Origin of the sequence: Streptomyces klenkii, from assembly GCF_003626645.1 — a bacterium.
GTDB classification, from domain to species: domain Bacteria; phylum Actinomycetota; class Actinomycetes; order Streptomycetales; family Streptomycetaceae; genus Streptomyces; species Streptomyces klenkii.
On record NZ_RBAM01000002.1, the window covers coordinates 542,835 to 566,101 of the forward strand.

General features: G+C 71.9%; 24 protein-coding genes and 1 riboswitch. Of the genes, 16 read left to right on the top strand and 8 right to left on the bottom strand.

Annotation, left to right across the window (positions count from 1 at the left end; genetic code table 11):
* Positions 1 to 46 precede the first annotated feature (46 nt).
* From D7231_RS05780 to D7231_RS05790, 3 genes are all read left to right on the top strand, one after another.
* Entirely contained in the window at positions 47 to 814 is a 768-nt protein-coding gene (locus tag D7231_RS05780) for an enoyl-CoA hydratase/isomerase family protein (protein ID WP_120753823.1), read from the top strand.
* 207 nt (positions 815 to 1,021) lie between these two features.
* Entirely contained in the window at positions 1,022 to 1,630 is a 609-nt protein-coding gene (locus tag D7231_RS05785; RefSeq protein WP_391474065.1) for an ATP-binding protein, read from the top strand.
* A 403-nt stretch (positions 1,631 to 2,033) separates the two neighbouring features.
* Complete coding sequence (locus D7231_RS05790; RefSeq protein WP_120753825.1) at positions 2,034 to 2,249, top strand: EF-hand domain-containing protein; 216 nt, start codon at positions 2,034 to 2,036, stop codon at positions 2,247 to 2,249.
* A 76-nt stretch (positions 2,250 to 2,325) separates the two neighbouring features.
* Here the strand turns inward: D7231_RS05790 and D7231_RS05795 are convergent, their stop codons facing one another.
* Positions 2,326 to 2,637, bottom strand: coding sequence for a hypothetical protein (locus D7231_RS05795; RefSeq protein ID WP_120754015.1), 312 nt, complete (start codon positions 2,635 to 2,637; stop codon positions 2,326 to 2,328).
* Between the two features lie 104 nt (positions 2,638 to 2,741).
* On the opposite strand from D7231_RS05795, the gene cutA reads away from it, so the two are divergent.
* A complete protein-coding gene (cutA, locus tag D7231_RS05800) occupies positions 2,742 to 3,086 on the top strand; it encodes a divalent-cation tolerance protein CutA (protein ID WP_120753826.1) in 345 nt (114 codons plus the stop codon).
* Here the strand turns inward: cutA and D7231_RS05805 are convergent.
* Positions 3,073 to 3,648, bottom strand: coding sequence for an RICIN domain-containing protein (locus D7231_RS05805; RefSeq protein ID WP_120753827.1), 576 nt, complete (start codon positions 3,646 to 3,648; stop codon positions 3,073 to 3,075). The two genes, cutA and D7231_RS05805, sit on opposite strands and share 14 nt — an antisense overlap.
* A 177-nt stretch (positions 3,649 to 3,825) precedes the next feature.
* On the opposite strand from D7231_RS05805, the gene D7231_RS05810 reads away from it, so the two are divergent.
* Positions 3,826 to 4,653, top strand: a complete 828-nt coding sequence (locus D7231_RS05810; protein ID WP_120753828.1) for an SCO4651 family lipoprotein — start codon at positions 3,826 to 3,828, stop codon at positions 4,651 to 4,653.
* Positions 4,654 to 4,727: 74 nt separating this feature from the next.
* On the opposite strand, the gene D7231_RS05815 is transcribed toward D7231_RS05810, so the two are convergent.
* From D7231_RS05815 to gcvT, 4 genes are all read right to left on the bottom strand, one after another.
* The gene (locus D7231_RS05815; protein ID WP_120753829.1) at positions 4,728 to 6,110 is read right to left on the bottom strand and encodes an L-serine ammonia-lyase; all 1,383 of its coding nucleotides are present in this window, start codon (positions 6,108 to 6,110) and stop codon (positions 4,728 to 4,730) included.
* A gap of 178 nt (positions 6,111 to 6,288) precedes the next feature.
* The gene (glyA, locus tag D7231_RS05820; protein WP_120753830.1) at positions 6,289 to 7,551 is read right to left on the bottom strand and encodes a serine hydroxymethyltransferase; all 1,263 of its coding nucleotides are present in this window, start codon (positions 7,549 to 7,551) and stop codon (positions 6,289 to 6,291) included.
* Between the two features lie 45 nt (positions 7,552 to 7,596).
* Entirely contained in the window at positions 7,597 to 7,977 is a 381-nt protein-coding gene (gene gcvH / locus D7231_RS05825) for a glycine cleavage system protein GcvH (protein WP_120753831.1), read from the bottom strand.
* Positions 7,978 to 8,085: 108 nt separating this feature from the next.
* Positions 8,086 to 9,201, bottom strand: coding sequence for a glycine cleavage system aminomethyltransferase GcvT (gene gcvT / locus D7231_RS05830; protein ID WP_120753832.1), 1,116 nt, complete (start codon positions 9,199 to 9,201; stop codon positions 8,086 to 8,088).
* Positions 9,202 to 9,350: 149 nt separating this feature from the next.
* A riboswitch (glycine riboswitch) is annotated at positions 9,351 to 9,459 on the bottom strand.
* Between the two features lie 163 nt (positions 9,460 to 9,622).
* Here gcvT and D7231_RS05835 point away from each other — a divergent pair.
* Positions 9,623 to 10,327, top strand: a complete 705-nt coding sequence (locus D7231_RS05835; RefSeq protein WP_120753833.1) for an AAA family ATPase — start codon at positions 9,623 to 9,625, stop codon at positions 10,325 to 10,327.
* Between the two features lie 36 nt (positions 10,328 to 10,363).
* Here D7231_RS05835 and D7231_RS05840 read toward each other — a convergent pair whose 3' ends face one another.
* Positions 10,364 to 10,927: a hypothetical protein gene (locus tag D7231_RS05840; protein WP_120753834.1), complete on the bottom strand. Its 564-nt coding sequence runs from the start codon at positions 10,925 to 10,927 to the stop codon at positions 10,364 to 10,366.
* Positions 10,928 to 11,173: 246 nt separating this feature from the next.
* On the opposite strand from D7231_RS05840, the gene D7231_RS05845 reads away from it, so the two are divergent.
* The 10 genes from D7231_RS05845 (at position 11,174) to D7231_RS05890 (ending at position 22,425) form a co-directional block, all read left to right on the top strand.
* Entirely contained in the window at positions 11,174 to 11,992 is an 819-nt protein-coding gene (locus D7231_RS05845) for an enhanced serine sensitivity protein SseB (RefSeq protein ID WP_120753835.1), read from the top strand.
* A gap of 145 nt (positions 11,993 to 12,137) precedes the next feature.
* Positions 12,138 to 12,878, top strand: a complete 741-nt coding sequence (locus D7231_RS05850) for an enhanced serine sensitivity protein SseB C-terminal domain-containing protein (protein ID WP_120754016.1) — start codon at positions 12,138 to 12,140, stop codon at positions 12,876 to 12,878.
* A 324-nt stretch (positions 12,879 to 13,202) separates the two neighbouring features.
* The gene (locus tag D7231_RS05855; RefSeq protein WP_120753836.1) at positions 13,203 to 14,201 is read left to right on the top strand and encodes an ABC transporter permease; all 999 of its coding nucleotides are present in this window, start codon (positions 13,203 to 13,205) and stop codon (positions 14,199 to 14,201) included.
* Positions 14,202 to 14,330: 129 nt separating this feature from the next.
* The gene (locus D7231_RS05860; protein ID WP_120753837.1) at positions 14,331 to 16,103 is read left to right on the top strand and encodes an ABC transporter substrate-binding protein; all 1,773 of its coding nucleotides are present in this window, start codon (positions 14,331 to 14,333) and stop codon (positions 16,101 to 16,103) included.
* 139 nt (positions 16,104 to 16,242) lie between these two features.
* Positions 16,243 to 17,241, top strand: a complete 999-nt coding sequence (locus D7231_RS05865) for an ABC transporter permease (RefSeq protein ID WP_120753838.1) — start codon at positions 16,243 to 16,245, stop codon at positions 17,239 to 17,241.
* Positions 17,238 to 18,362 carry an ABC transporter ATP-binding protein gene (locus D7231_RS05870; RefSeq protein WP_120753839.1) on the top strand — a complete coding sequence of 375 codons (1,125 nt, stop codon included), beginning with the start codon at positions 17,238 to 17,240 and terminating at the stop codon, positions 18,360 to 18,362. The genes D7231_RS05865 and D7231_RS05870 overlap by 4 nt, the downstream gene beginning before the upstream one ends.
* An 82-nt stretch (positions 18,363 to 18,444) precedes the next feature.
* Positions 18,445 to 19,491: an ABC transporter ATP-binding protein gene (locus tag D7231_RS05875; protein WP_120753840.1), complete on the top strand. Its 1,047-nt coding sequence runs from the start codon at positions 18,445 to 18,447 to the stop codon at positions 19,489 to 19,491.
* 38 nt (positions 19,492 to 19,529) lie between these two features.
* Positions 19,530 to 20,189, top strand: coding sequence for a trimeric intracellular cation channel family protein (locus tag D7231_RS05880; protein ID WP_120753841.1), 660 nt, complete (start codon positions 19,530 to 19,532; stop codon positions 20,187 to 20,189).
* 91 nt (positions 20,190 to 20,280) lie between these two features.
* Positions 20,281 to 21,132 (top strand): thioesterase family protein, encoded by an 852-nt coding sequence (locus D7231_RS05885; protein WP_120753842.1) that lies wholly within the window; start codon positions 20,281 to 20,283, stop codon positions 21,130 to 21,132.
* Positions 21,133 to 21,255: 123 nt separating this feature from the next.
* A complete protein-coding gene (locus D7231_RS05890; RefSeq protein ID WP_120753843.1) occupies positions 21,256 to 22,425 on the top strand; it encodes a cysteine desulfurase family protein in 1,170 nt (389 codons plus the stop codon).
* Here D7231_RS05890 and D7231_RS05895 read toward each other — a convergent pair.
* Positions 22,418 to 23,098, bottom strand: coding sequence for an N-acetylmuramoyl-L-alanine amidase (locus D7231_RS05895; RefSeq protein ID WP_241999587.1), 681 nt, complete (start codon positions 23,096 to 23,098; stop codon positions 22,418 to 22,420). The genes D7231_RS05890 and D7231_RS05895 overlap by 8 nt on opposite strands.
* Between the last annotated feature and the right edge of the window lie 169 nt (positions 23,099 to 23,267).

Consider the following 23,267-nt stretch of genomic DNA (forward strand, 5'->3'; position numbering starts at 1 on the left):
GAGTGCACCGGGCCGCATGCGGTTAACCGGCACTAACCTGGGCTTCATGACTGTGCATCTTGAGGTTGCCGACGGCGTGGGCACCGTCCGCCTGGACCGCCCGCCGATGAACGCGCTCGACATCGCCACCCAGGACCGGCTCCGCGAGCTCGCCGAGGAGACCACCCGCCGCGACGACGTCCGGGCCGTCGTCCTGTGGGGCGGCGAGAAGGTGTTCGCGGCCGGCGCGGACATCAAGGAGATGCAGAAAATGGACCACGCCGCGATGGTGGCGCGGTCCCGCGGGCTCCAGGACTCCTTCACCGCCGTCGCCCGCATCCCCAAGCCCGTCGTCGCCGCCGTCACCGGCTACGCCCTCGGCGGCGGCTGCGAGCTCGCGCTCTGCGCCGACTTCCGGATCGCCGCCGACAACGCCAAGCTCGGCCAGCCCGAGATCCTGCTCGGCCTGATCCCCGGCGCCGGCGGCACCCAGCGGCTGTCCCGCCTGATCGGCCCGTCCAAGGCCAAGGACCTCATCTTCACCGGCCGTCAGGTCAAGGCCGACGAGGCCCTCTCCCTCGGCCTGGTCGACCGCGTCGTGCCCGCCGCCGAGGTGTACGAGCAGGCGCACGCGTGGGCGGCGCGGCTCGCCGCCGGTCCCTCGACGGCGCTGCGCGCCGCCAAGGAGGCCGTGGACACCGGTCTGGAGACCGACATCGACACCGGCCTCGCCATCGAACGGAACTGGTTCGCCGGGCTGTTCGCGACCGAGGACCGCGAGATCGGTATGCGCAGCTTTGTCGAGGACGGACCGGGTAAGGCCAAGTTCGTCTGACATCCCGATGGTTGGCGGTGGTCCGTGAGGGGCCGCCGCTGCCGCCGGCATGGACGCGCGGTCGTGCGGGTGTCCACCCCGGGGTGCCTCTTGTGGGGGAATTACGCACTGTGCACGCCCCGCCGCGACGGCCCTTCCGGCCGCTTTCGGCGGCCTTTCCGGAAACTGTGGTCGCCGCAGGTCAGCAAGGGTTTCCGGGAAGATCGCCTGCCCTTGGCATATGTCGCCGCGGCGCCCCGGAGGCTGTCCTTCCGGTCAGGTGAATCCCCGGGTTCCGGCCCCGGGCGTGCTTGCGGCGGCCATGATGGGGGCATGGCGGGCCTGGAGGGAACGGAGCAGCCACGGCAGCGGGGAGCCACCGCCGCTGTCCGGTGGTCGCCGACCGTAGAGGATGAACTGGCGCTCAAGGCGCTCGATCTGTACGGCAACCCCACACAGGGCGAGGTGCGCCTGCCCTCCCGCCCCGAGTCCGCCGTCGCCGCGCGGCGGCTCACCCAGACCGTGGTGCTGCGGCACTGGGGCCTCTCTGGCCAACTCACCGAGCACGCCGTTCTGCTGGTCTCCGAGCTCGTCGGCAACGCCGTCCGGCACACCGGCGCGCGCTACTTCGGCCTGCGGATGCTGCGCCGCAGGGGCTGGCTGCGGATAGAGGTCCGCGACCCCTCCCGGGGGCTGCCCTGCCTCATGCCCGTGCGCGAGCTCGACGTCACCGGCCGGGGCCTGTTCCTCGTCGACAAGCTCTCCGACCGCTGGGGAGTGGACCTGCTGGCGCGCGGCAAGACGACGTGGTTCGAGATGCGCGTCGCCGACCGCTGAGCGTTCGCTGAGCGGTCGGAGGAAGCGACCGGGCAAACGAAGAGGCCCCCATCCGTCGGCGTGCGACGGGGCGGGGGCCTCTTCGTGCGCCGCGGAGAAATGGGGTGTGCTCCGCGGCGTGCAAGACGACCTGGCTCGGGTCAATGAGGGTCGTGGCTTCCGACTATGGCAGACGGGGCGCGTTCCAGCCAAAACGGCTATCCGTTCAATTCGGGCAAGTGGCGCCATTTCTCTCGGAAATCAAAGGTGAGGTGAGCCACGTGCCTTGAAATTCGCGAATAGATCATGGAGATCACTTATTTTTATGCGAAATCACAGAGAGTGATATCCGGCCGTGATCGAACTCCTCGAACGGGCCGCTACTCTGTGCCGGTCACATCAGCACACCAAAGGGGAGGCTCTTATGGCCGACATCGAGAGCGCACGCGAGACGTTCGCCAAGTTCGACATCGACGGCGACGGGTTCATCACGGCCGCCGAGTACAAGAAGGCCATGGCGCAGCTCGGCGACCACTTCGTCACCGAGGCCGTCGCCCAGTCGATCATCGACTCCAAGGACACCAACGGCGACCGCCTGCTGTCCTTCGACGAGTTCTGGGCGTCGGTCAACAAGGGCTGAGTGCGGCTCCGCCGGCAAGCGGCAAAGGTGCCGGCAAGCAGCAAGGATTAAATGCAGTCCCGCGGCCGCGGCCGGCTCAGCGCCAGCCGCGCCGCTGCGCCCCGGCCCGCCGCCGCCGGTCGTTGCACAGCAGGCACCGGCCCCAGCCCTGCGGCAGGGGGTCGCTCTTGTCCCCGTACAGGGGATCCACGGGGCCCTTGGGATGCTCCGAGCAGCCCGTGGCCCCCAGCCCGCCGCTCAGGGCGCTCGCCGCGGTCAGCGCCCTGCGCAGGGCGTCCACCAACTGCTCGGCCTCATGGGGCGCGGGCGCGGCGGCGTCGAGGGAGAAGGCGATGTCCGAGGCGGTGGTGAGCGCGCTCTGGAGTTCGCGCAGGTCTGCGTAACTCATGCCTGCGAGCGTAACCGCCGCCACTGACAACGCCGCACCGCCGCCCGCCGCACGACCTGCCCGGCCGCCCTGTCGCCGCGGCCCCCTGCGGTACGGTCGGCGCCATGCCGGAGGCCCAGGACACCCAGTACCTCGCCGTGATGACGACGACCGACAGCGAGGAGCGCGCCCGGCACCTCGCCGCCACCGCCGTCGGGGCGCGGCTCGCCGCCTGCGCCCAGATCGACGGCCCCGTCACGAGCGTCTACCGCTGGCAGGACGAGGTGCGGAGCGACACCGAGTGGCGCGTCCTCTACAAGACCACCGCGGACCGCTACCGCGAGCTCGAACTCCGCATCAAGAGCGAGCACACCTACGAGACGCCGGAGATCATCGCCACCCCCGTCACGGCGGGCAGTGACGCGTACCTGGCCTGGCTCCGGGCGGAGACGCGCGTCAGCCGCGGCTGAGGAGCCAGCTGCGCTCCGCGCCCGCGGAGCCCGTGTCGCGCACCGTCCGCACCCCCTCGCCCGTCGCGTCGCGCGAGGTGCCGGTGCGGTGCGCGGCCTGCTCCCAGATCCGGCCGTCCGCCTCCGCGACGACCTTCTGCCGCTCGCCCGAGCCGGTCCGCTCGGCGCGGAAGCGCTGCCCCGCCGCGTCCGCGTCGCACGGCGCGGTGACGAGCAGCGCGCCCGGTCTGCCGGTGCCGGCGCCGGAGCTGATGCAGCGGTAGGGCTGGGCCTGTGACGAGAACTGGTGCGTGGCGGAGCTGTAGACCCAGGTCTGGGCGAGCCGCCCGGACTCCCGGCACGGCTGCAGGGCCACCAGCCAGGGGCGCGGCGTGCCGTGCGGGTCGCGGTAGCCGGATCCTTCGGCGGTCAGGCAGCCGCCGAGCGCGCCGTTGTGGATGAGCACGGCGCCGGCGGGCGCCGGGGGAGTGGACGCGGTGTCGGCGCCGGCCGTGGGTGCCGCGACCCCGAGGGCGGCGACGGCGCCGAGGATCGCTGCGGTGGCGCGGAGGGGATGGCGCATGGCGAAGGCTCCTCGATCAGGGGTGAACAGAACAGAACGAGGGCGTTGACATTACTGACGGCATCCGTGAGCTGACACGCTGTTTCCAGTCATGGTCATTTTCGCTCGCCACCTGTGATCGTTCGGGATATCCTGACCAAAACTTTACGAAGTGCGGACAAAGGATAGTTAAGACCCTTGAAGGCGATACGTAAGAGCGTCGTGGCGGCCACCGGGATCGCGCTCGCCCTGAGCCTGGCTGCGTGCGGGGGCGGCGGCGCGCAGAAGCCGGCCGAGGACGGCGCCGACAAGGCGCTCAAGACGGCCGACCCGGTCACGGCCCTCAAGGCGGCCGCGGCCAAGGGGGCGGAGCAGAACAGCTTCCGCACCAAGGGGACGCGCAAGGACAAGGACGGCGAGTACGTCACCGAGGGCGCGTTCCAGGTGAAGCCCCACGCCTCCGAGATGAAGGACGTGGGCCCGAAGACGGCCGAGCTCCCGGACGGCGTCTCCCACATGATCACCGTCGGCGACAAGATGTACTTCAACGGGGAGAAGGTCCCCGGCAAGAAGTGGTGGACGTTCAGCGTCGATGGAGCCGACAAGAGCAAGGACCCCTCGACGGAGCTCTTCGTCCGGCTGACGTCGGCCCTCGCCACGTCCAAGGACGTGAAGAACACGGGCGTCGAGACGGTCGGCGGCCGCCGCGCGGCCCGCTTCCAGGGCACGGTCGTCGTCTCGGAGCTCGCCGCGTACAAGGGCGACGCGATGCGGGACAAGGACCGCGACTTCACGGTGAAGCAGTGGAAGCAGGAGGGCGTGGAGAAGGCCGTCCTCACCGTCTGGGTCGGCCAGGACGGGGCGGTCGCGAAGACCGAGGAGTCGGGCAAGGGCTCCGAGGGCGAGTACCGCCGGGCCGACGAGTACCGCGAATGGGGCGCGGACCCGGGCATCAAGCCTCCGCCGGCCGCCGAGACGGCGACCGAGAAGGAGGTCATGGAGGCCGAGATGAAGAAGCAGAAGTAGCGGGAGCGGAAGCGGCGGGAACAGTACGACGGGCGGGCGCCGGAATCCGGCGCCCGCCCGTCGTCGTCAGTGCGTCAGCACTCGATGATGTTCACGGCGAGACCGCCGCGCGCCGTCTCCTTGTACTTGACGCTCATGTCCGCGCCCGTCTCCTTCATGGTCTTGATGACCTTGTCGAGGGAGACGTGGTGCCGGCCGTCGCCGCGCAGGGCCATGCGGGCCGCGGTGACCGCCTTCGCGGCGGCCATGCCGTTGCGCTCGATGCACGGGATCTGGACGAGGCCGCCGACCGGGTCGCAGGTCAGGCCCAGGTTGTGCTCCATGCCGATCTCGGCGGCGTTCTCCACCTGCTCGGGGGAGCCGCCGAGGACCTCGGCGAGGCCGCCGGAGGCCATGGAGCAGGCGGAGCCGACCTCGCCCTGGCAGCCGACCTCGGCGCCGGAGATCGAGGCGTTCTCCTTGAAGAGCAGGCCGATCGCGCCCGCGGCGAGCAGGAAGCGGACGATGCCGTCCTCGTCCGCGCCCGGCACGAAGTTCATGTAGTAGTGCAGGACGGCCGGGATGATGCCGGCGGCGCCGTTGGTGGGGGCGGTCACGACGCGGCCGCCCGCGGCGTTCTCCTCGTTGACGGCCATGGCGTAGATCGTGATCCACTCCATGGCGCGGGCCTGCGGGTCGCCCTCGGCGCGCAGCTGGCGGGCGGTGTTCGCGGCGCGGCGGCGGACCTTCAGGCCGCCCGGCAGGATGCCCTCGCGGGACATGCCGCGCGAGACGCACGCCTGCATCACGCGCCAGATCTCCAGGAGGCCCTCGCGGATCTCCGTCTCGGTGCGCCAGGCCTTCTCGTTCTCCATCATCATCGCGGAGATCGACAGGCCGGACTCGCGGGACATGCGCAGCAGCTCGTCACCGGTGCGGAAGGGGTACTTCAGCACGGTGTCGTCGAGCTTGATGCGGTCCTCGCCGACCGCGTCCTCGTCCACGACGAAGCCGCCGCCGACCGAGTAGTAGGTCTTCTCCAGCAGGGGGGCGCCGGCCTCGTCGTAGGCGAAGAGGGTCATGCCGTTGGCGTGGTACGGCAGGGAGCGGCGGCGGTGCAGGATCAGCTGGCTCGACTCGTCGAAGTCGATCTCGTGGGTGCTGCCGATCTCCGCGCCGAGCAGCCGCAGCCGCTTCGACTCGCGGATCCGCTCGACCTCGGCGTCCGCCAGCTCGACGTCGACCGTGCGCGGGGAGTATCCCTCCAGGCCCAGCAGGACGGCCTTGGGGGTGCCGTGGCCGTGGCCGGTGGCGCCGAGGGAGCCGAACAGCTCGGCACGGACGGAGGCGGTGTGGGCCAGCAGGCCCTCGTTCTTCAGCCGTCGCGTGAACATCAGCGCGGCCCGCATGGGGCCGACCGTGTGGGAGCTGGACGGGCCTATGCCGATCGAGAAGAGATCGAAAACGGAGATGGCCACGGTGGCTGCTCCCTGTCTGCTTGGAGGTGGTACGGGGTGGTACGGGGTGGTGCCCGGAGGTCCCGCTCGGGGGGCGCACCCGGTGGTGTGCGCGGGGGCGCGTGGCGCGGGGCACCGGGCGCTCACTCTTCAGTGTGCCCGGTGCCCCGTACCTTTGGGTGAATCGGATGCCTATGTGTTACTTCAGGCCGGGGTACAGCGGGTGCTTGTCCGCGAGCGCCGTGACGCGGCCGCGCAGGGCCTCCGCGTCGTAGGACGGCTTCAGCGCCGCCGCGATGATCTCGGCGACCTCGCGGAAGTCCTCCGCCTGGAAGCCGCGGGTGGCCAGCGCCGGCGTGCCGATCCGCAGACCCGAGGTGACCATCGGGGGCCGCGGGTCGTTCGGGATGGCGTTCCGGTTGACCGTGATCCCGACCTCGTGGAGGCGGTCCTCGGCCTGCTGGCCGTCCAGCTCGGAGTTGCGCAGGTCCACCAGCACCAGGTGCACGTCCGTACCGCCGGAGAGGACGGAGACGCCCGCCTCGGCGACGTCAGGCTGCACCAGGCGCTCGGCCAGGATCTTCGCGCCCTCCAGCGTACGCTGCTGGCGCTCCTTGAACTCCTCGCTGGCCGCGACCTTGAAGGAGACGGCCTTCGCGGCGATCACGTGCTCCAGCGGACCACCCTGCTGACCGGGGAAGACGGCAGAGTTGATCTTCTTGGCCAGCTCGGCCGTGGAGAGGATCACACCGCCGCGCGGACCGCCGAGGGTCTTGTGCGTGGTGGTGGTCACGACGTGCGCGTGCGGCACCGGGGAGGGGTGCAGCCCGGCGGCGACGAGGCCCGCGAAGTGGGCCATGTCGACCATCAGGTACGCGCCGACCTCGTCGGCGATCCGGCGGAAGGCCGCGAAGTCCAGCTGGCGCGGGTACGCGGACCAGCCGGCGACGATCAGCTTCGGGCGGTGCTCCTTGGCGAGGCGCTCGACCTCCTCCATGTCGACCAGGTTGGTCTGCTCGTCGACGTGGTAGGCGACCACGTTGTAGAGCTTGCCGGAGAAGTTGATCTTCATGCCGTGGGTCAGGTGCCCGCCGTGGGCGAGGTTCAGACCCAGGATGGTGTCGCCCGGCTTGATCAGCGCGAACATCGCGGCGGCGTTGGCCTGCGCACCGGAGTGCGGCTGGACGTTCGCGTGCTCGGCACCGAAGAGCGCCTTGATCCGGTCGATGGCGATCTGCTCGATGACATCGACGTGCTCGCAGCCACCGTAGTAGCGGCGGCCGGGGTAGCCCTCGGCGTACTTGTTGGTGAGGACCGAGCCCTGGGCCTCCATGACCGCGACCGGAGCGAAGTTCTCCGACGCGATCATTTCGAGGGTGGACTGCTGGCGGTGGAGTTCGGCGTCGACAGCGGCGGCGACGTCGGGGTCGAGCTCATGGAGGGAGCTGTTCAGAAGCGACATGAGTTCTTCCTGGACTTCCTGGGCGGAGGAGGGCGAGGGGCGGGGTCAGCCTGCGGTGAGGGCGACGTACGCGTCGGCGGAGAGGAGGTCCGCCGGCTCGTCCGTGATCTTCACCTTGAACAGCCAGCCGCCCTCGAAGGGGGCGGAGTTCACCAGCGAGGGGTCGTCCACCACGGCCTGGTTGGCCTCGGTGACCTCGCCGGTCACCGGGGAGTACAGGTCGCTGACCGACTTGGTCGACTCCAGCTCGCCACAGGTCTCGCCCGCGGTGACGGTGTCACCGACGGCCGGGAGCTGGGCGTAGACGACGTCACCGAGCGCGTTCGCGGCGAACTCGGTGATGCCGACCGTGGCCACGCCGTCCGCGTCGACGGCCGACAGCCACTCGTGCTCCTTGCTGTAGCGCAGCTGCTGGGGGTTGCTCATGGCTAGATTCTCCTGGATGCGCGTGAGTGCTTGTGCAACGGGTCTTGACAGGTGAGAACGGAGCGGTCCGGATGATCTCCGGGCGGACCCGGGATCAGCCCCGGACGATCAGCGCTGCCGCTTGTAGAAGGGCAGGGCGACGACCTCGTACGGCTCGTGGCTGCCGCGGATGTCCACGCCCACGCCCGCCGTGCCGGGCGCGGCGTGCGCCGCGTCCACGTATGCGATCGCGATCGGCTTGCCGAGCGTGGGGGAGGGGGCGCCGGAGGTGACCTCGCCGACGACCTCGCCGCCGGCCACCACCGCGAAGCCGGCGCGCGGCACGCGGCGGCCCTCGGCGACCAGCCCGACGAGCTTGCGCGGCGGCTGCGCCTCGGCGCGCTCCGCGGCCGCCAGCAGCGCCGCCCGGCCCACGAAGTCGCCCTCCTTCTCGAACTTCACGACCCGCCCCAGGCCCGCGTCGAACGGGGTGGTCGCGGTCGTCAGCTCGTGCCCGTACAGCGGCATGCCCGCCTCCAGGCGCAGCGTGTCGCGGCAGGAGAGCCCGCACGGCACGAGGCCGGCGTCCGCGCCCGCCTCCGTGAGGGCCTTCCACAGCTTCTCGGCGTCGCCGGGGGCGACGAACAGCTCGAAGCCGTCCTCGCCCGTGTAGCCGGTGCGGGCGATGAGGGCCGGCACGCCCGCGACGGTGCCCGGCAGGCCCGCGTAGTACTTCAGGCCGTCCAGGTCGGCGTCCGTGACGGACTTCAGGATGCCCGGCGAGGCCGGCCCCTGGACGGCGAGGAGCGCGTACGCCTCGCGGTCGTCGCGGACCTCCGCCTCGAAGCCGGCGGCGCGCCCGGTCAGCGCGTCGAGCACGGTCTGCGCGTTGGAGGCGTTGGCCACGACCATGTACTCGGTGTCGGCGAGGCGGTAGACGATCAGGTCGTCGAGGATGCCGCCGTCCTCACGGCAGATCATCGTGTAGCGGGCGCGGCCGGTCGCCACGCTCCCTATGTTGCCCACCAGGGCGTAGTCCAGCAGGGCGGCGGCCTGCGGGCCGGTCACGGTGATCTCGCCCATGTGCGAGAGGTCGAAGAGGCCCGCGCGGGTGCGGACCGCGACGTGCTCGTCGCGCTCGCTGCCGTAGCGCAGCGGCATGTCCCAGCCCGCGAAGTCGGTCATCGTCGCGCCGAGCTCGCGGTGCAGGGCGTCGAGGGATGTGCGGCGAGGGGTGTCTGTCATGGTGTGGGCTCCCGGACATGGCAGTGAGGACGTCCTCCCCATCTGTCATCGGAACCTGAGAGGTTCACCGGAAGCCGCCGCGACACGCGGGAGCCCGGCTTGCACCTTGGGTGGGGCCGCACAGGGCGCGGCCCGCTTTTCAGATCTGCCTCGTCCGCGCGGTACGGGGCCTGAGAGATTCAAGGGAGGAACTTGCTCCTTCGGCGCCCAGGACAACACGGCGTGGCGTGCTGACTGGGACTCTCCCGCGCGGATTCGAGCGGCCGGTATGCAGTTGGATACGCAGTTGGCGCGCACATCATTGCACGTACGAGCGCGATGCGGACTGCCTGGCGCCCTTCGAATTCGATTACCTTGCCTTTACGTTCCGTGGGTAGGGGCTGGTGACGGGCAGTGACCGGGCCGGGGGAGGACAGAACCGATGGGATCAGCACCGACAGCACCGACAGAACCACCGGCATCGACAGCACCGGCGGCGGGTACGGCAGCGGCGGCCGCCGCGGCCCAGGACGGCCCGGCACCGGCGGCGCGGCCCCGCGCCGGGGTGCTGGACCTGCGCGGCGGAGCGGGCCGCGGAGAGCTGCGCTTCCCCGCGGGGGACCTGCTGATCGTCTCCGGGCTGCCCGGGAGCGGGAAGTCCACGCTCATCCGGCGCGCCGTGGCCGCACTGGACGCGCGCGACGGGATCGTCTGGTGCGTCGACTCCCAGGACGCCCGCGAGCGGCTGGAGCGGCGCGCGCCCGACTGGCTCCCGTACGGCGCCTACCGGCCGTTCGCCCGCCTCGCCCACTACGCGGCGCTGCGGCGCGCCCTGCGCTCCGGCGCGAGCGTCGTCGTGCACGACTGCGGGCAGCGGGGGTGGGTGCGCCGCTGGGTCGCCCGCGACGCCCGCCGCCGGGGCACCGCGGCCCACCTCCTGCTCCTCGACGTGCCGCCGGGCACGGCCCTGGCCGGGCAGGCGGCGCGGGGCCGGGGCGTCTCGCCGCACGCGTTCGGACGGCACCGGCGGGCGATGGCCCGCCTGATCGCCGAGGTCACGGCCCGGTCCGTCCCGGAGGGGGTGGCGTCGGCGGTGGTCCTGGACCGCGCGGCGGCGGACGCGCTGCGGGGGATCTCCTTCACGTAGGCGCCCGGTTCGGCAGGCCTGCGTGGAGGGTCCGGCCTACAGCGGCAGCGGTACCGGCAGCGGCATGTTGCTTCCCGCTCCCGTCAGCGGGAGTTTGGCCAGGAGGTCCTTCACGACGGTCAGGGCCTCGTTGATCGCCGCCTGGACGCCCGCCGTGTCGTTCTTCTCCGCCGCGGCGATCAGCTTCTGTACCGCCGCCCCCAGCTTCTTCAGCAGGTCCTGGACGTCGCCCACGGGGTCCGTCGCCGTGCGCCCCCTGGTGGGCGGGGACTGCCTCAGGGAGTCCGAGAGGTGCCCCGTCGCCGCCCGCAGCCGCTGCTGCATGTCCTTGAGCGCGGCCACGTCGGGCGTCTTCGACCGGGCTTCCTTGCCGATCCGGGAGATGAGGGTGAGCACCTCCCCCAGCTGCCCCACCGCGTCGAGCTGTTGCTGCTGGGCCGCCGCCCCCGACTTCGGCGCCTCGGACGGGATGGTCACGACGACGGACATGTCGGGGTCCGGCGCGTTGACCGCGGCGAGGGAGGGGCCCGCGACGGCCACGGCGACGGATCCGCAGGCGGCGACGGCTATCGCCGGTGCGGCGAACTTGTGGACACGCATGCTGGAGGTCCCTTCGGCTGTCGGGAGGCTGCCCGATCACCGTGGGACGCGTGGTGGCACTGCGCAACCCGGGGGACACGGTCAGTGCCGTGACAGGAGTGGGTGACCGCCGCCCCGGCCCCCTCTGACCTGGGACATCACCGCCGATTTCGGCAGCCGGCGGGAGCTCCCGGGGGTTCAGCCGTTAGGGTGCGGGTGCGGCCTTGTCGAGACGGTGGTTGGACGGCGTTGGACGAGTTGGACGAGATGAGCATCCCCGGGCAGCACGGCGGTTGGACCCGAGCCCCCGCCGGCAGCGGCGCACCCGCACCCGGCGGGCCCGCGGGCACGGCGCCCGGCTGGCCCGCCAACGAGCTCGAAGAGGTGCTCGCCGCCTCCGTGGGCGTGCCCGGCGCGGGCCCCCGCATCGTGGAGGCGCTCGGCCGCAGCCACGTCTGGATTCCGCTTCCGGCCGGCGGCGGCCAGGACAGCCCCGACCTCGACGTGCCCACGCTGGAGCTCGACGGCGCCGCCTTCGTGCCCGTCTTCAGCTCCGAGGGCGAGCTCCTGCGCGTCGCGGGCGAGCGCATGCCGTACGCGGTCGCCCCGGCCGTCGAGTTCGCCCGCGGCCTGCCCCCGCAGGTGGGCATCGTCGTCAACCCCGAGGGCTCCGTGGGCGCGCCGCTGCCCCCGCCGGCCGTCGCCGAGCTGTGCCGGGCCGGCCGCACCGCCCTCGACGGCGACGCCACCGGCGGCCGGGTGCGGCTCTTCGAGCCCGACTGGCAGGAGGAGCCGACGGCCTTCCTGGCCGCCGCGGGCCTGGAGTTCACCGCCGCCCGCGCCGTCCGCACGGCGCGCCGCGCCCTCGCCAGCGTCGAGGGCGCCGGCCCCGCGCTGTTCATCGGCGTCGAGCTGGACCTGCCGGATCCGGAGAGCCGCACCGCCGCGCACGAGGCCCTCGGCCGCGCCCTCGGCTCCGTGCCCGTGCCCTGGCCCGTCCAGCTGGTCTTCCTCGACGTCGCGCGGGACCCCGTCGGCGACTGGATGCGGGAGCGGATCCGCCCGTTCTACGACCGCGACCTGTGACTCGTCCCCTGTCCGCCGCGGCGGGCTCGTAAGCTGGTCGGACGACCACGGGGGCGCACCGGCGCTCCCGGGTCGCAGCAGCAGTCAAGGCCGAGAGAAGAGGCGGACCCAGGTGAGCGCGGGCGCGGAGAGCGGCGTGGAGCAGATGCTGCGCCAAGTGGCGCCCGGGCGGTACGACGCGTACGAGGAACTGCTGCGGTCGCTGGCCGAGGGCCGGGTCTGGATGCTGCTCTGGCACGGCCAGGCCGGTTCGCCCGACGCCCAGTACGGCAACATGGAGGTTGAAGGCCTCGGCTACGCCCCGTGTGTGACGTCCGCCCAGGAGCTGGCCGCCAGCGGCTGGAACCGCGCCCATGAGGTGATCTCCGGCCGCGCCGTCGCCGAGGCCCTCTACCCCGGCCGCTGGGGCCTGTGGCTCAACCCGCACGCGCCCGGCGGCGGCGTCGGCATCCCCTGGCTCGACCTGCGCCGCATCGCCGGCGGCCTGGACCGGCTGCCGGCCGGGCCGCTGCGCCTGAGCGAGCCCGGCGTGGAGATCCCGCAGTTCTACGCCCTCCTCGGGCAGAACGCCCACCGCACCCCCGCGGTGCGCTCGCTGCGCCGCGCCTGGGTGCAGCCCGCCCTCGGCAGCGCGTACCTGGCGATCGGCCTGGACCTGTACGACACCTCGCCGGGGTCCGTGGAGTCCGTGCGGCTGATGATGCAGCAGTCGATCGGCGCGGTGCCGGACGGCCTGCCGGTGTCCACGGTCGCGATGGCGGACGAGCACGACCCGGTCGCGATGTGGATGCGCGCCAACGCCCGCCCGTTCTACGACCGCGACGCCCACGGCGCGTCCGCCGCGCCCTCCGGTTACGGCTACCCCCCGCAGACCGGGGCCTACTGACGGACGCCCGGCGGGCCCGCGCGCCCGCCCCGTGCCCCGTAGGCCGATCACGTTGTCCGTATAACGGAATTCCTCTGCACACATCACGGTTGCGCATCCTTTGCCGACCGGGTCTGGCGGGTGATCGCGGAGCCGTTGAAGACTCCCGCCACAAGGACTCCGGGTCCGACGTGACGAGGACCCCGGCTCCCGCGTACGACCTGCTCCGCGTGCACGTCCCGCAACTTCTCGCACCATCGCACCTTTCGCACCAGTGATGTGAACCAGCCGCATCCGCGGCGGGGTTGGACCGGCGCGTGCCGGCCGAGGGGGGTCCACCAGACGATGACGGCACCACTGCACGACACGGACGCGGCGCAGACCGCTGCCGTCGACCTCGCCGCCGACCTCCCGGTCAAGGCCATCGAGGGCCGGTCCCCCTGGCGGATCGCCTGGATCCGGCTGAGGCGCGACAAGTTCGCCCTGGCCGGCGGCACCGTCGTGGTGCTGCTCATCCTCGTGGCGCTCTTCGCGCCGCTGATCGTGGGCGCGCTGGGCCACCCGCCCAACGAGTTCCACGAGGACCAGATCGACCCCCTCTTCAGCACGCCCAAGGGCAGCTGGGGCGGAATCAACTCGGACTTCCTCTTCGGCGTCGAACCCACGAACGGGCGCGACGTCTTCAGCCGCATCGTCTACGGGGCCCGGGTCTCGCTCCTCGTGGCCTTCCTGTCCGCCGTCGTCGCGGTCGTCATCGGCACCGTCTTCGGCATCGTCGCCGGCTTCTTCGGCGGCTGGGTCGACGCCGTGATCAGCCGGGTCATGGACCTCCTGCTGGCCTTCCCCCAGCTGCTGTTCATCATCGCGCTGGTGTCCGTGGTCCCCGACTCCCTCTGGGGCCTGACCGGTTCGGGCGTGCGCATGGGGGTGCTGATCGCCGTCATCGGCTTCTTCGGCTGGCCCTACATCGGGCGCATCGTGCGCGGCCAGACCCTCTCGCTCAGAGAGCGGGAGTACGTCGAGGCCGCGCGCAGCCTGGGCGCCGGCCGCGGCTACATCCTCTTCCGCGAGCTGCTGCCCAACCTGGTCGCGCCGATCACCGTGTACACCACGCTGATGATCCCCACCAACGTCCTCACCGAGGCCGCCCTCAGCTTCCTCGGTACCGGAGTCAAGCCCCCCACGGCATCGTGGGGCGAAATGCTCGCCAGGGCCGTGGACCACTACGAGGCGGACCCGATCTTCATGATCATCCCGGGTCTCGCCATCTTCGTCACCGTCCTCGCGTTCAACCTCTTCGGCGACGGTGTCCGGGACGCGCTGGACCCCAAGGGGTCGCGCTAGCGCCCGCCCGGGGCCCGCATCCGCCGTCCCGCTCGTGTCCCACCGCCCCTGTCGGTCCGTCAGGAGGCTTACGTCCGCAAACCCGCCGGCCCGCTCCCGGGCGGCGACGATCACGGAGGTCGCGACACCTTGAGTACACAGAGAACCCCTGGGCGCAGGTCCGCCGCCGGTGCGGCCCTCGTGGTCGCGGCCCTGGTCACGACGGCCGCCTGCGGCGGCGGTGGCGGCAGCAAGGACGGCGGCGGGGAGGGCAAGGGCGCGGGCTTCAACGCCGGGATCGGCAAGGTCGTGGGCGCCTCCGAGAAGAAGGGCGGCGAGCTGAAGTTCATCGGCACGCAGGACGCCGACTCCTGGGACCCGCAGCGCGGTTACTACGGATTCATGTGGGACTTCGCCCGCTACTACACGCGCACGCTGATCACCTCGAAGCCGGCCGCCGGCGGCGAGAGCACCACGCTGGTGCCGGACATGGCCACCGACACCGGCAAGGTCTCGGACGACAAGAAGACCTACACCTTCACCCTGCGGCCCGGCCTGACCTGGGAGGACGGGCAGCCGCTGACCGCCCGGCACATCAAGTACGGCATCGAGCGCACCTGGGCCACCGACAAGATCTCCGGCGGCCCCACCTGGCTGATGCAGGTCCTGGACCCGGAGAAGACGTACAAGGGCCCGTACAAGGACGAGAGCAAGGACAAGCTCGGGCTGAAGGCGATCGAGACGCCGGACGACAAGACGATCGTCTTCAAACTCCCCAAACCCAACGGCGACTTCCTCCAGATGCTGGCCATGCCCGCCGCGGCCCCGGTCCGCCCGGACAAGGACACCGCGGAGCGCTACGGCCAGAAGCCGTTCTCCAGCGGGCCGTACAAGTTCGTCTCGTACAGCCCGAACAAGGGCCTCGAGCTGGTCCGCAACGACAAGTGGAACAAGGACTCCGACAGCATCCGCAAGGCCCTGCCGGACAAGATCTCGGTCACGCTGATCACCAACGCCGACGACATGGACAACCGGCTGATCAAGGGCGACTACGACCTCGACATCAACGCCACCGGCATGGGTTCGGCGGGCCGCCAGAAGGCCCTCAAGGAGCACAAGGCCAACGTCGACAACCCGCAGACCGGCTTCATCCGCTACGCGGCCTTCCCCAAGACCGTCGCCCCGTTCGACAACGAGCACTGCCGCAAGGCCGTCATCTACGGCGCCGACCACACCTCGCTCCAGACCGCCCGCGGCGGCCCCCAGGCGGGCGGCGACATCGGCATCAGCATGCTGCCGCCGGCCGTCAAGGGCTTCGACCCCGGCTACGACCCGTACAACATGAAGCAGGGCAAGCCCGACGTGGCCAAGGCCAAGGAGGAGCTGAAGGCCTGCGGCAAGCCCGAGGGCTTCAAGACGACGATCGCCGTGCGCAACAACAAGATGCAGGAGGTCGCCACCGCCGAGTCGCTCCAGGCGTCGCTGAAGGCCATCGGCATCGACGCGCAGATCGACAAGTACGACGGCGCGCAGTCCACCGGCATCATCGGCTCGCCGGAGAACGTCAAGGCCAAGGGCTACGGCATCATCATCATGGGCTGGGGCTCCGACTTCCCCAGCGGCCAGGGCTTCCTCCAGCCGATCGCCGACGGCCGCTTCATCCAGCAGAGCGGCAACCAGAACTACCCCGAGCTCAACGACCCCGCGGTCAACAAGACCTTCGACGAGGCCATCGCGGAGACCGACGTCGAGAAGGCCGGGAAGCTCTACCAGGAAGCCAACAAGAAGGTCATGGACGGCGCCTGGTACCTGCCCTTCACCTACGAGAAGAACATCATCTGGCGCAGCTCCCGGCTGACCAACGTCTACACGGCCGACATCTACAACGGCCGCTACGACTACGCCTCGCTGGGCGTCAAGTGATCCCGCCAGTGACAGTCCGTCCGCTCCGCCGGCGCACCCGCCGCTAGCCCGAAGGGCAGGTGAGGGCCGAGCGCGACGGCCGGGGACGCCCCCCTCTTCCCCAGGGGGGCGCCGCCGGGCCGCCGCCGGGCCGACCGCAGTGTTCGCTTACATCGTCAGGCGGCTGTTCGCCGTCATCGTGATGCTGCTCGTGGTCATCCTCGTGACCTTCGGCATCTTCTTCGCGATCCCGAAGTTCACCGGGTCCGACCCCGCGCTGATGTACGTCGGCAAGCAGGCCGACCCGGCGGCCATCGAGGGCATCCGGCAGAAGCTGGGGCTCGGCGAGCCGATCCTGGAGCAGTTCTGGAACTTCGTCAGGGGGATCTTCGCCGGCCGGGACTACGCCAGCGCGAACGACTCCGTCCACTGCCCGGCACCCTGCTTCGGCTACTCCTTCCGGCACGAGAGCCCCATCTGGCCCGAGCTGACGAGCAGGCTGCCCGTCACCCTCTCGCTCGCCGGCGGCGCCTGCGTGCTGTGGGTCACCGGCGGCGTCCTGACCGGCGTCGTCTCCGCCCTCAAGCGCGGCACCGTCTGGGACCGCACCGCCATGACCGTGGCGCTCAGCGGCGTCTCCCTGCCGATCTACTTCACCGCCCTGCTCTCGCTCGCGGTCTTCAAGTACAAGCTCGGCTGGGTCGGCGGCGAGTACACCTCCTTCGGGGACGACCCCGGGAGCTGGTTCGGCGGCCTGATCCTGCCCTGGGTCACCCTCGCCTTCCTCTACGCGGCGATGTACGCGCGGCTGACCCGCGCCACCATGCTGGAAGTGCTCGGCGAGGACTACATCCGCACCGCCCGCGCCAAGGGGCTCGCCGAGCCCGTCGTCATCGGCAAGCACGCGATGCGCTCCACCATGACCCCGATCCTCACCGTGCTCGGCATGGACCTCGGGGCGCTGGTCGGCGGCGCCATCCTCACCGAGACGGCCTTCAGCCTGCCCGGCCTCGGCCAGGCCGCGGTGGCGGCCATCAACGAACGCGACCTGCCGATGATCCTCGGCGTCACGCTCATCACGGCCTCCGCCGTCGTCTTCGCCAACCTGGTCGTGGACCTCCTGTACGCCGTGATCGACCCCCGAGTGAGGCTCTCGTGACCACCGCCGCCGCGCCCAGCCCCGCCTCCGGCCCCGCATCCGGCCCGGGGGAGCCCCCCACCGCCTTTCTCGACGTGCGCGACCTGCGCATCCACTTCCCCACCGACGACGGACTGGTCAAGTCCGTCGACGGGCTCTCCTTCCAGCTGGAGAAGGGCAGGACGCTCGGCATCGTCGGCGAGTCCGGCTCGGGCAAGTCGGTCACCTCGCTCGGCATCATGGGCCTGCACACCGTCGGCCAGTACGGGCGCGGCAAGGCCCGGATCTCCGGTGAGATCTGGCTCGACGGCAAGGAGCTGATGAGCGCCGACCCCGACGAGGTGCGGAGGCTGCGCGGCCGCGAGATGGCGATGATCTTCCAGGACCCGCTGTCCGCCATGCACCCGTACTTCACGATCGGCCACCAGATCGTCGAGGCGTACCGCGTGCACCACAGCGACGCCGGCAAGAAGACCGCCCGCAAACGGGCCGTCGAGCTGCTGGACCGCGTCGGCATCCCGCAGCCCGACCGCCGCGTCGACGACTACCCCCACCAGTTCTCCGGCGGCATGCGCCAGCGCGCCATGATCGCCATGGCGCTGGTCAACAACCCCGAGCTGCTCATCGCGGACGAGCCGACCACCGCCCTGGACGTCACCGTCCAGGCGCAGATCCTCGACCTCATCCGCGACTTGCAGAAGGAGTTCGGCTCGGCCGTCATCGTCATCACCCACGACCTCGGCGTCGTCGCCGAGCTGGCCGACGACATCCTCGTCATGTACGGCGGCCGCTGCGTGGAGCGCGGGCCCGCCGAGCAGCTCTTCTCCGCACCCCGGCACCCGTACACCTGGGGCCTGCTCGGCTCCATGCCGCGCATCGACCGCGAGCAGACCGAGCGGCTGATCCCCGTCAAGGGCTCCCCGCCCAGCCTCATCAACATCCCCTCCGGCTGCGCCTTCAACCCGCGCTGCCCGTACGCGGACGTGCCCGCGGGCGGGATCACCCGCACGGAGCGGCCCGAGCTGCGGCTGGTGACGGGGGCCGCCGGCGGCCCGGGGGGCGGGCAGCACTGGTCCGCCTGCCACATGGCCGAGGAGGAGCGGACCCGCATCTGGACCGAAGAGATTGCACCGAAGCTGTGAGGCCCCACGAGGACCAAGAGGCCCACGAGGACCGTGAGGCCCGCGAAGACATGACGACCACGAGGACCATGAGGACCACGCGATGACGATTCCCGGGCAGCAGGCGCCGTCCGACGGGCCCGAGGCCCTCCTCACGGTCGACGGCCTGGTCAAGCACTTCCCGATCACCAAGGGACTGCTGCGCCGGCAGGTCGGCGCCGTCCAGGCCGTGGACGGCCTCACCTTCGACGTCCGCACGGGGGAGACCCTGGGCGTGGTGGGGGAGTCCGGCTGCGGGAAGTCCACCATGGGGCGGCTGATCACCCGGCTGCTGGAGCCGACGGGCGGCCGCGTCACGTTCCGCGGCAAGGACATCAGCCACCTCGGCGTGGCCGGGATGCGCCCGCTGCGCCGCGACATCCAGATGATCTTCCAGGACCCGTACTCGTCGCTGAACCCCCGGCACACCGTCGGCACCATCGTCGGCGCGCCCTTCAAGCTCCAGGGCATCACGCCCGAGGGCGGGGTGAAGAAGGAGGTCCAGCGGCTCCTGGAGCTGGTGGGGCTCAGCCCGGAGCACTACAACCGCTACCCGCACGAGTTCTCCGGCGGCCAGCGGCAGCGCATCGGCATCGCGCGGGCGCTCGCGCTCAAGCCGAAGCTCGTCGTCGCGGACGAGCCGGTCTCCGCGCTGGACGTCTCGATCCAGGCCCAGGTGGTCAACCTGCTCGACGACCTCCAGGACGAGCTCGGGCTCACGTACGTGATCATCGCGCACGACCTGTCGGTCATCCGCCACGTCTCGGACCGCATCGCCGTCATGTACCTCGGCAAGCTCGTGGAGCTCACCGACCGCACCTCGCTCTACGCGAAGCCGATGCACCCCTACACCAAGGCGCTGCTGTCCGCGGTGCCGGTGCCGGACCCCAAGCGGCGCACGAAGCGGGAGCGCATTCTGCTCAAGGGCGATGTGCCCTCGCCGATCTCGCCGCCGTCCGGCTGCCGCTTCCACACCCGGTGCTGGAAGGCGACCGACGTGTGCAAGGCGCAGGAGCCGCCGCTGCTGGCGCTCGAACCGGGCCACCAGGTGGCCTGCCACCACCCGGAGAACGCGCCGGAGGCGGCAGCGGCGGGGGCCGCCGGAGGATGAGCGTCCGGAAGTGCCGCCGGGCCGAGTAAGAATGTCTGGTGCTCATCGACCTGTTCAGTCCCTCCGTCCAGCATTCGCTGGACATCGCAGGGATCTTCGTCTTCGCGATCTCCGGCGCCCTGCTCGCCGTGCGGAAGAACTTCGACGTCTTCGGCATGGCGGTCCTGGCGGAGGTCACGGCGCTGGGCGGCGGGCTGATCCGGGACGTGATCATCGGTGCCGTGCCGCCCGCGGCCTTCACCGACCTCGGCTACTTCCTCACCCCGCTGCTCGCCACGGTGATCGTCTTCTTCCTGCACCCGGAGGTCGAGCGGATCACCAAGGCGGTGGGGGTCTTCGACGCGGCGGGCCTCGGGCTGTTCTGCGTCACCGGCACGGTCAAGGCGTACGGGCACGGGCTCGGCCTCGTCTTCGCCGCGACGCTCGGGCTGGCCACGGCGGTCGGCGGCGGCGTGCTGCGCGACATACTCGCGCACGAGGTGCCGTCGCTGCTGCGCTGGGACCGCGACCTGTACGCCGTGCCGGCCATGGTCGGCGCCGCGCTGGCCGCGCTGCTGCTCCGCTTCGGCGCGCTGGAGGGCCCGGCGTACGCGGTGCCCGTGGTGACGGCGTTCGTGCTGCGGCTGCTCGCGATGCGCTTCCACTGGCGGGCGCCGCGGGCGTGGCACCGGCGGAGCGCGGCCACGGAAGAGGTGTGAGGGTGTGGTGCGGCGCCGTCCGGGGGGCCGGTTCGTTGATCCTTCACACAGAACCTACCGGTGAGTAACTCCCGGGTGTAGCGTGACCGGCATGGCACAGGCAACCATCGGTGACAGCGAATTCGACCGTGACACCGCGCTGACCCCGCGCGGCCCCGGCAGCCCCGGCGGCTCCGGCGTGTACGAAGCGGAGCTTCCTGCCGGGTGGACCATCGGCGGCGCGGTCAACGGCGGATTCCTCCTGGCCGTGCTCGGCCGGGGCCTCGCCGCGGAGCTGCCCCACTCCGACCCGTTCACCATCACCGCGCACTACCTCTCGGTCAGCCGGCCCGGCCCCGCCGTCGTCCGCACGCAGACCGTGCGCACCGGCCGCGCCCTCTCCACCGGCCAGGCCTCCCTCCTCCAGTACGACGCGGACGGCGCCGAGGTCGAGCGGATCCGCGTCCTCGCCACCTACGGCGACCTCGGCGCCCTCAGCGACGACGTCCGCACCACGGCCAAGCCCCCGGCCCTTCCCCCGTACGAGCACTGCCTGGGCAAGGAGCACGACGACGGCTCCCACCCCCTCTCCGAGATCGCCCGCCGCCTCGACATCCGCCTCGACCCCGCGACCGCCGGCTGGGCGGCCGGCGCGCCCAGCGGCCGCGGCGAGATGCGCGGCTGGTTCGGGCTCGCCGACGGCCGCCCCATGGACCCGCTCGCCCTGCTGCTCGCCGTCGACGCCCTGCCGCCCACGACGTTCGAGATGGGCCTGACCGGCTGGGTGCCCACCGTCGAGCTGACCGCCCACATCCGCTGCCGGCCCGCCCCCGGCCCCGTCCGCATCGCCATCACCACGCGCAACCTCGCGGGCGGCTTCCTGGAGGAGGACGCCGAGGTCTGGGACAGCGAGGACCGGCTCGTGGCCCAGTCCCGGCAGCTGGCGGCCGCCCCGCGGAAGTGAGGGGGGCGGGGAGCTCCGGGCGGCCCGGCGGGGGCCGCCGCGGCGGCCCCCGGCCCGTACGGACGCCCGGGTCCGGAACGCCCGGTACTGTTCCGGACCCGGCCTCGTAGAATCGTGCCCATCATGGCCTACCTCGACCACGCCGCCACCACCCCGATGCTTCCGGAGGCGGTGCAGGCGATGACCGCCCAGCTCGCCCTCACCGGAAACGCCTCCTCGCTGCACGCCGCCGGGCGGCGTGCGCGCCGCACCGTCGAGGAGGCGCGCGAGTCCCTCGCCGCGGCGCTCGGCGCGCGCCCCAGCGAAGTCGTGTTCACCGCGGGCGGCACCGAAGCCGACAACCTCGCCGTCAAGGGGCTGTACTGGGCCCGCCGGGCCGCCGACCCCGCCCGTACGCGCGTCCTGACCAGCCCCGTCGAGCACCACGCCGTGCTCGACGCCGTCGACTGGCTCGCCACCCACGAGGGCGCGACCGTCGAGTACCTCCCCGTCGACGCCCACGGGCGGGTCCACCCCGACGCGCTGCGCGAGGCCATAGCCCGCGAGCCCGGGGACGTCGCCCTGGCCACGGTGATGTGGGCCAACAACGAGATCGGCACCGTCATGCCGGTGCGCGAACTCGCCGCGGCGGCCGCCGAGTTCGGCGTGCCCCTGCACTCGGACGCCGTCCAGGCCTTCGGCCAGCTGGACGTCGGCTTCGCCGGCTCCGGGCTCGCCGCCATGACGGTCAGCGGGCACAAGATCGGCGGGCCGTACGGGATCGGCGCGCTGCTCCTGGGCCGCCAGTACGCACCCGTGCCGCTGCTCCACGGCGGCGGCCAGGAGCGCCACGTGCGCTCCGGCACGCTCGACGTGCCCGCGGTCGCCGCCTTCGCCGTCGCCGGCGAGCTCGCCGCCGCCCGGCGCGCGGACTTCGCCCGCGAGGTCGGCGCCCTGCGCGACGAGCTGATCGCCGGGGTGCGGGCCGCCGTCCCCGACGCCGTCCTGGGCGGCGACCCCGACCCGGCCGGCCGCCTGCCCGCCAACGCGCACTTCTCCTTCCCCGGCTGCGAGGGTGACTCCTTGCTGCTCCTCCTCGATGCCCGGGGCATCGAGTGCTCCACGGGCTCCGCGTGCACCGCGGGCGTGGCCCAGCCGAGCCACGTCGTCCTCGCCACGGGCACCGACGCGGACCTGGCCCGGGGCACGCTCCGTTTCTCCCTGGGGCACACGTCCACGGCGGCCGACGTGGCCGCCGTGGTGGACGCCATCGGCCCCGTGGTGGAACGGGCCCGCACGGCGGGCCTCAGCTAGCGGCTGCTTCCTTCGCTTCCTTTGCTTCCCTTGCTTCTTTCGCGAGCTTGACGAGTCGCAGGTAGCGGTTCCAGTTCCAGTGGGGGCCGGGGTCGGTGTGATCGGTCCCCGGCACCTCGGAGTGGGCGACGAGGTGCGTGCGGTCCACGGGGATCCCGTACCGGGCGCAGATGTCCGCCGCGAGGCGGGCCGAGGCGGCGTACATGGCGTCCGTGAAGCCGGCGGGGCGGTCCACGTAGCCCTCGTGCTCGATGCCGATGCTGCGCTCGTTGAAGGCGCGGTTCCCCGAGTGGAAGGCCACGTCCAGCTCGCGGACGGTCTGGGCGACGTGCCCGTCCTTGCGCACGACGTAGTGCGCGGCGGCCTCGTGCAGGGGGTCGCGGAAGACGCGGAGGGCGTCGCCGTAGCTGCCCTGGACGACGTGGATCACGACGCGGTCGACGGCGTAGTCGTCCGGCCGCGACGCGCGCCGCCAGTTCGCGGACGACGCGGCGGCCCACTCGGCACCGGCGTGGTCGACCGCGCCGTCCGTACGGGGTCTCTCCCGCCCGGAGGCCCGCCACCACCAGCGCCGGATCTCGTCGCGCCCGGCGTACCCGGCGGTGCCGGCGCCCACGACGACACCGGCGCCGCCGATCAGCACCCCTCGCCGGGAAATACGCTCCGAACCCATCCCCACCCCCGAGTGCCGCTCCCTCCCCACCCAACGCCCACGATCCGGTCCCCGGTTCCGCCGCATGATCGCCCGATGCGGATCAGGCACCGCCGCTCAGCGCCGCGGCGGCGGGGGCGCGACGCCGTCGTCCCGGCCCGCGCCGGAAACCCGGACGCCACGACGCCGG

Excerpts from the sequence above, each read along its gene's own strand:
- D7231_RS05780 (WP_120753823.1), top strand. The coding sequence starts at position 47 with ATGACTGTGCATCTTGAGGTTGCCGACGGCGTGGGCACCGTCCGCCTG.
- D7231_RS05790 (WP_120753825.1), top strand. The coding sequence starts at position 2,034 with ATGGCCGACATCGAGAGCGCACGCGAGACGTTCGCCAAGTTCGACATC.
- D7231_RS05795 (WP_120754015.1), bottom strand. The coding sequence starts at position 2,637 with ATGAGTTACGCAGACCTGCGCGAACTCCAGAGCGCGCTCACCACCGCC.
- cutA (WP_120753826.1), top strand. The coding sequence starts at position 2,742 with ATGCCGGAGGCCCAGGACACCCAGTACCTCGCCGTGATGACGACGACC.
- D7231_RS05805 (WP_120753827.1), bottom strand. The coding sequence starts at position 3,648 with ATGCGCCATCCCCTCCGCGCCACCGCAGCGATCCTCGGCGCCGTCGCC.
- glyA (WP_120753830.1), bottom strand. The coding sequence starts at position 7,551 with ATGTCGCTTCTGAACAGCTCCCTCCATGAGCTCGACCCCGACGTCGCC.
- gcvH (WP_120753831.1), bottom strand. The coding sequence starts at position 7,977 with ATGAGCAACCCCCAGCAGCTGCGCTACAGCAAGGAGCACGAGTGGCTG.
- gcvT (WP_120753832.1), bottom strand. The coding sequence starts at position 9,201 with ATGACAGACACCCCTCGCCGCACATCCCTCGACGCCCTGCACCGCGAG.
- D7231_RS05835 (WP_120753833.1), top strand. The coding sequence starts at position 9,623 with ATGGGATCAGCACCGACAGCACCGACAGAACCACCGGCATCGACAGCA.
- D7231_RS05840 (WP_120753834.1), bottom strand. The coding sequence starts at position 10,927 with ATGCGTGTCCACAAGTTCGCCGCACCGGCGATAGCCGTCGCCGCCTGC.
- D7231_RS05845 (WP_120753835.1), top strand. The coding sequence starts at position 11,174 with ATGAGCATCCCCGGGCAGCACGGCGGTTGGACCCGAGCCCCCGCCGGC.
- D7231_RS05850 (WP_120754016.1), top strand. The coding sequence starts at position 12,138 with ATGCTGCGCCAAGTGGCGCCCGGGCGGTACGACGCGTACGAGGAACTG.
- D7231_RS05855 (WP_120753836.1), top strand. The coding sequence starts at position 13,203 with ATGACGGCACCACTGCACGACACGGACGCGGCGCAGACCGCTGCCGTC.
- D7231_RS05875 (WP_120753840.1), top strand. The coding sequence starts at position 18,445 with ATGACGATTCCCGGGCAGCAGGCGCCGTCCGACGGGCCCGAGGCCCTC.
- D7231_RS05885 (WP_120753842.1), top strand. The coding sequence starts at position 20,281 with ATGGCACAGGCAACCATCGGTGACAGCGAATTCGACCGTGACACCGCG.
- D7231_RS05890 (WP_120753843.1), top strand. The coding sequence starts at position 21,256 with ATGGCCTACCTCGACCACGCCGCCACCACCCCGATGCTTCCGGAGGCG.
- D7231_RS05895 (WP_241999587.1), bottom strand. The coding sequence starts at position 23,098 with ATGGGTTCGGAGCGTATTTCCCGGCGAGGGGTGCTGATCGGCGGCGCC.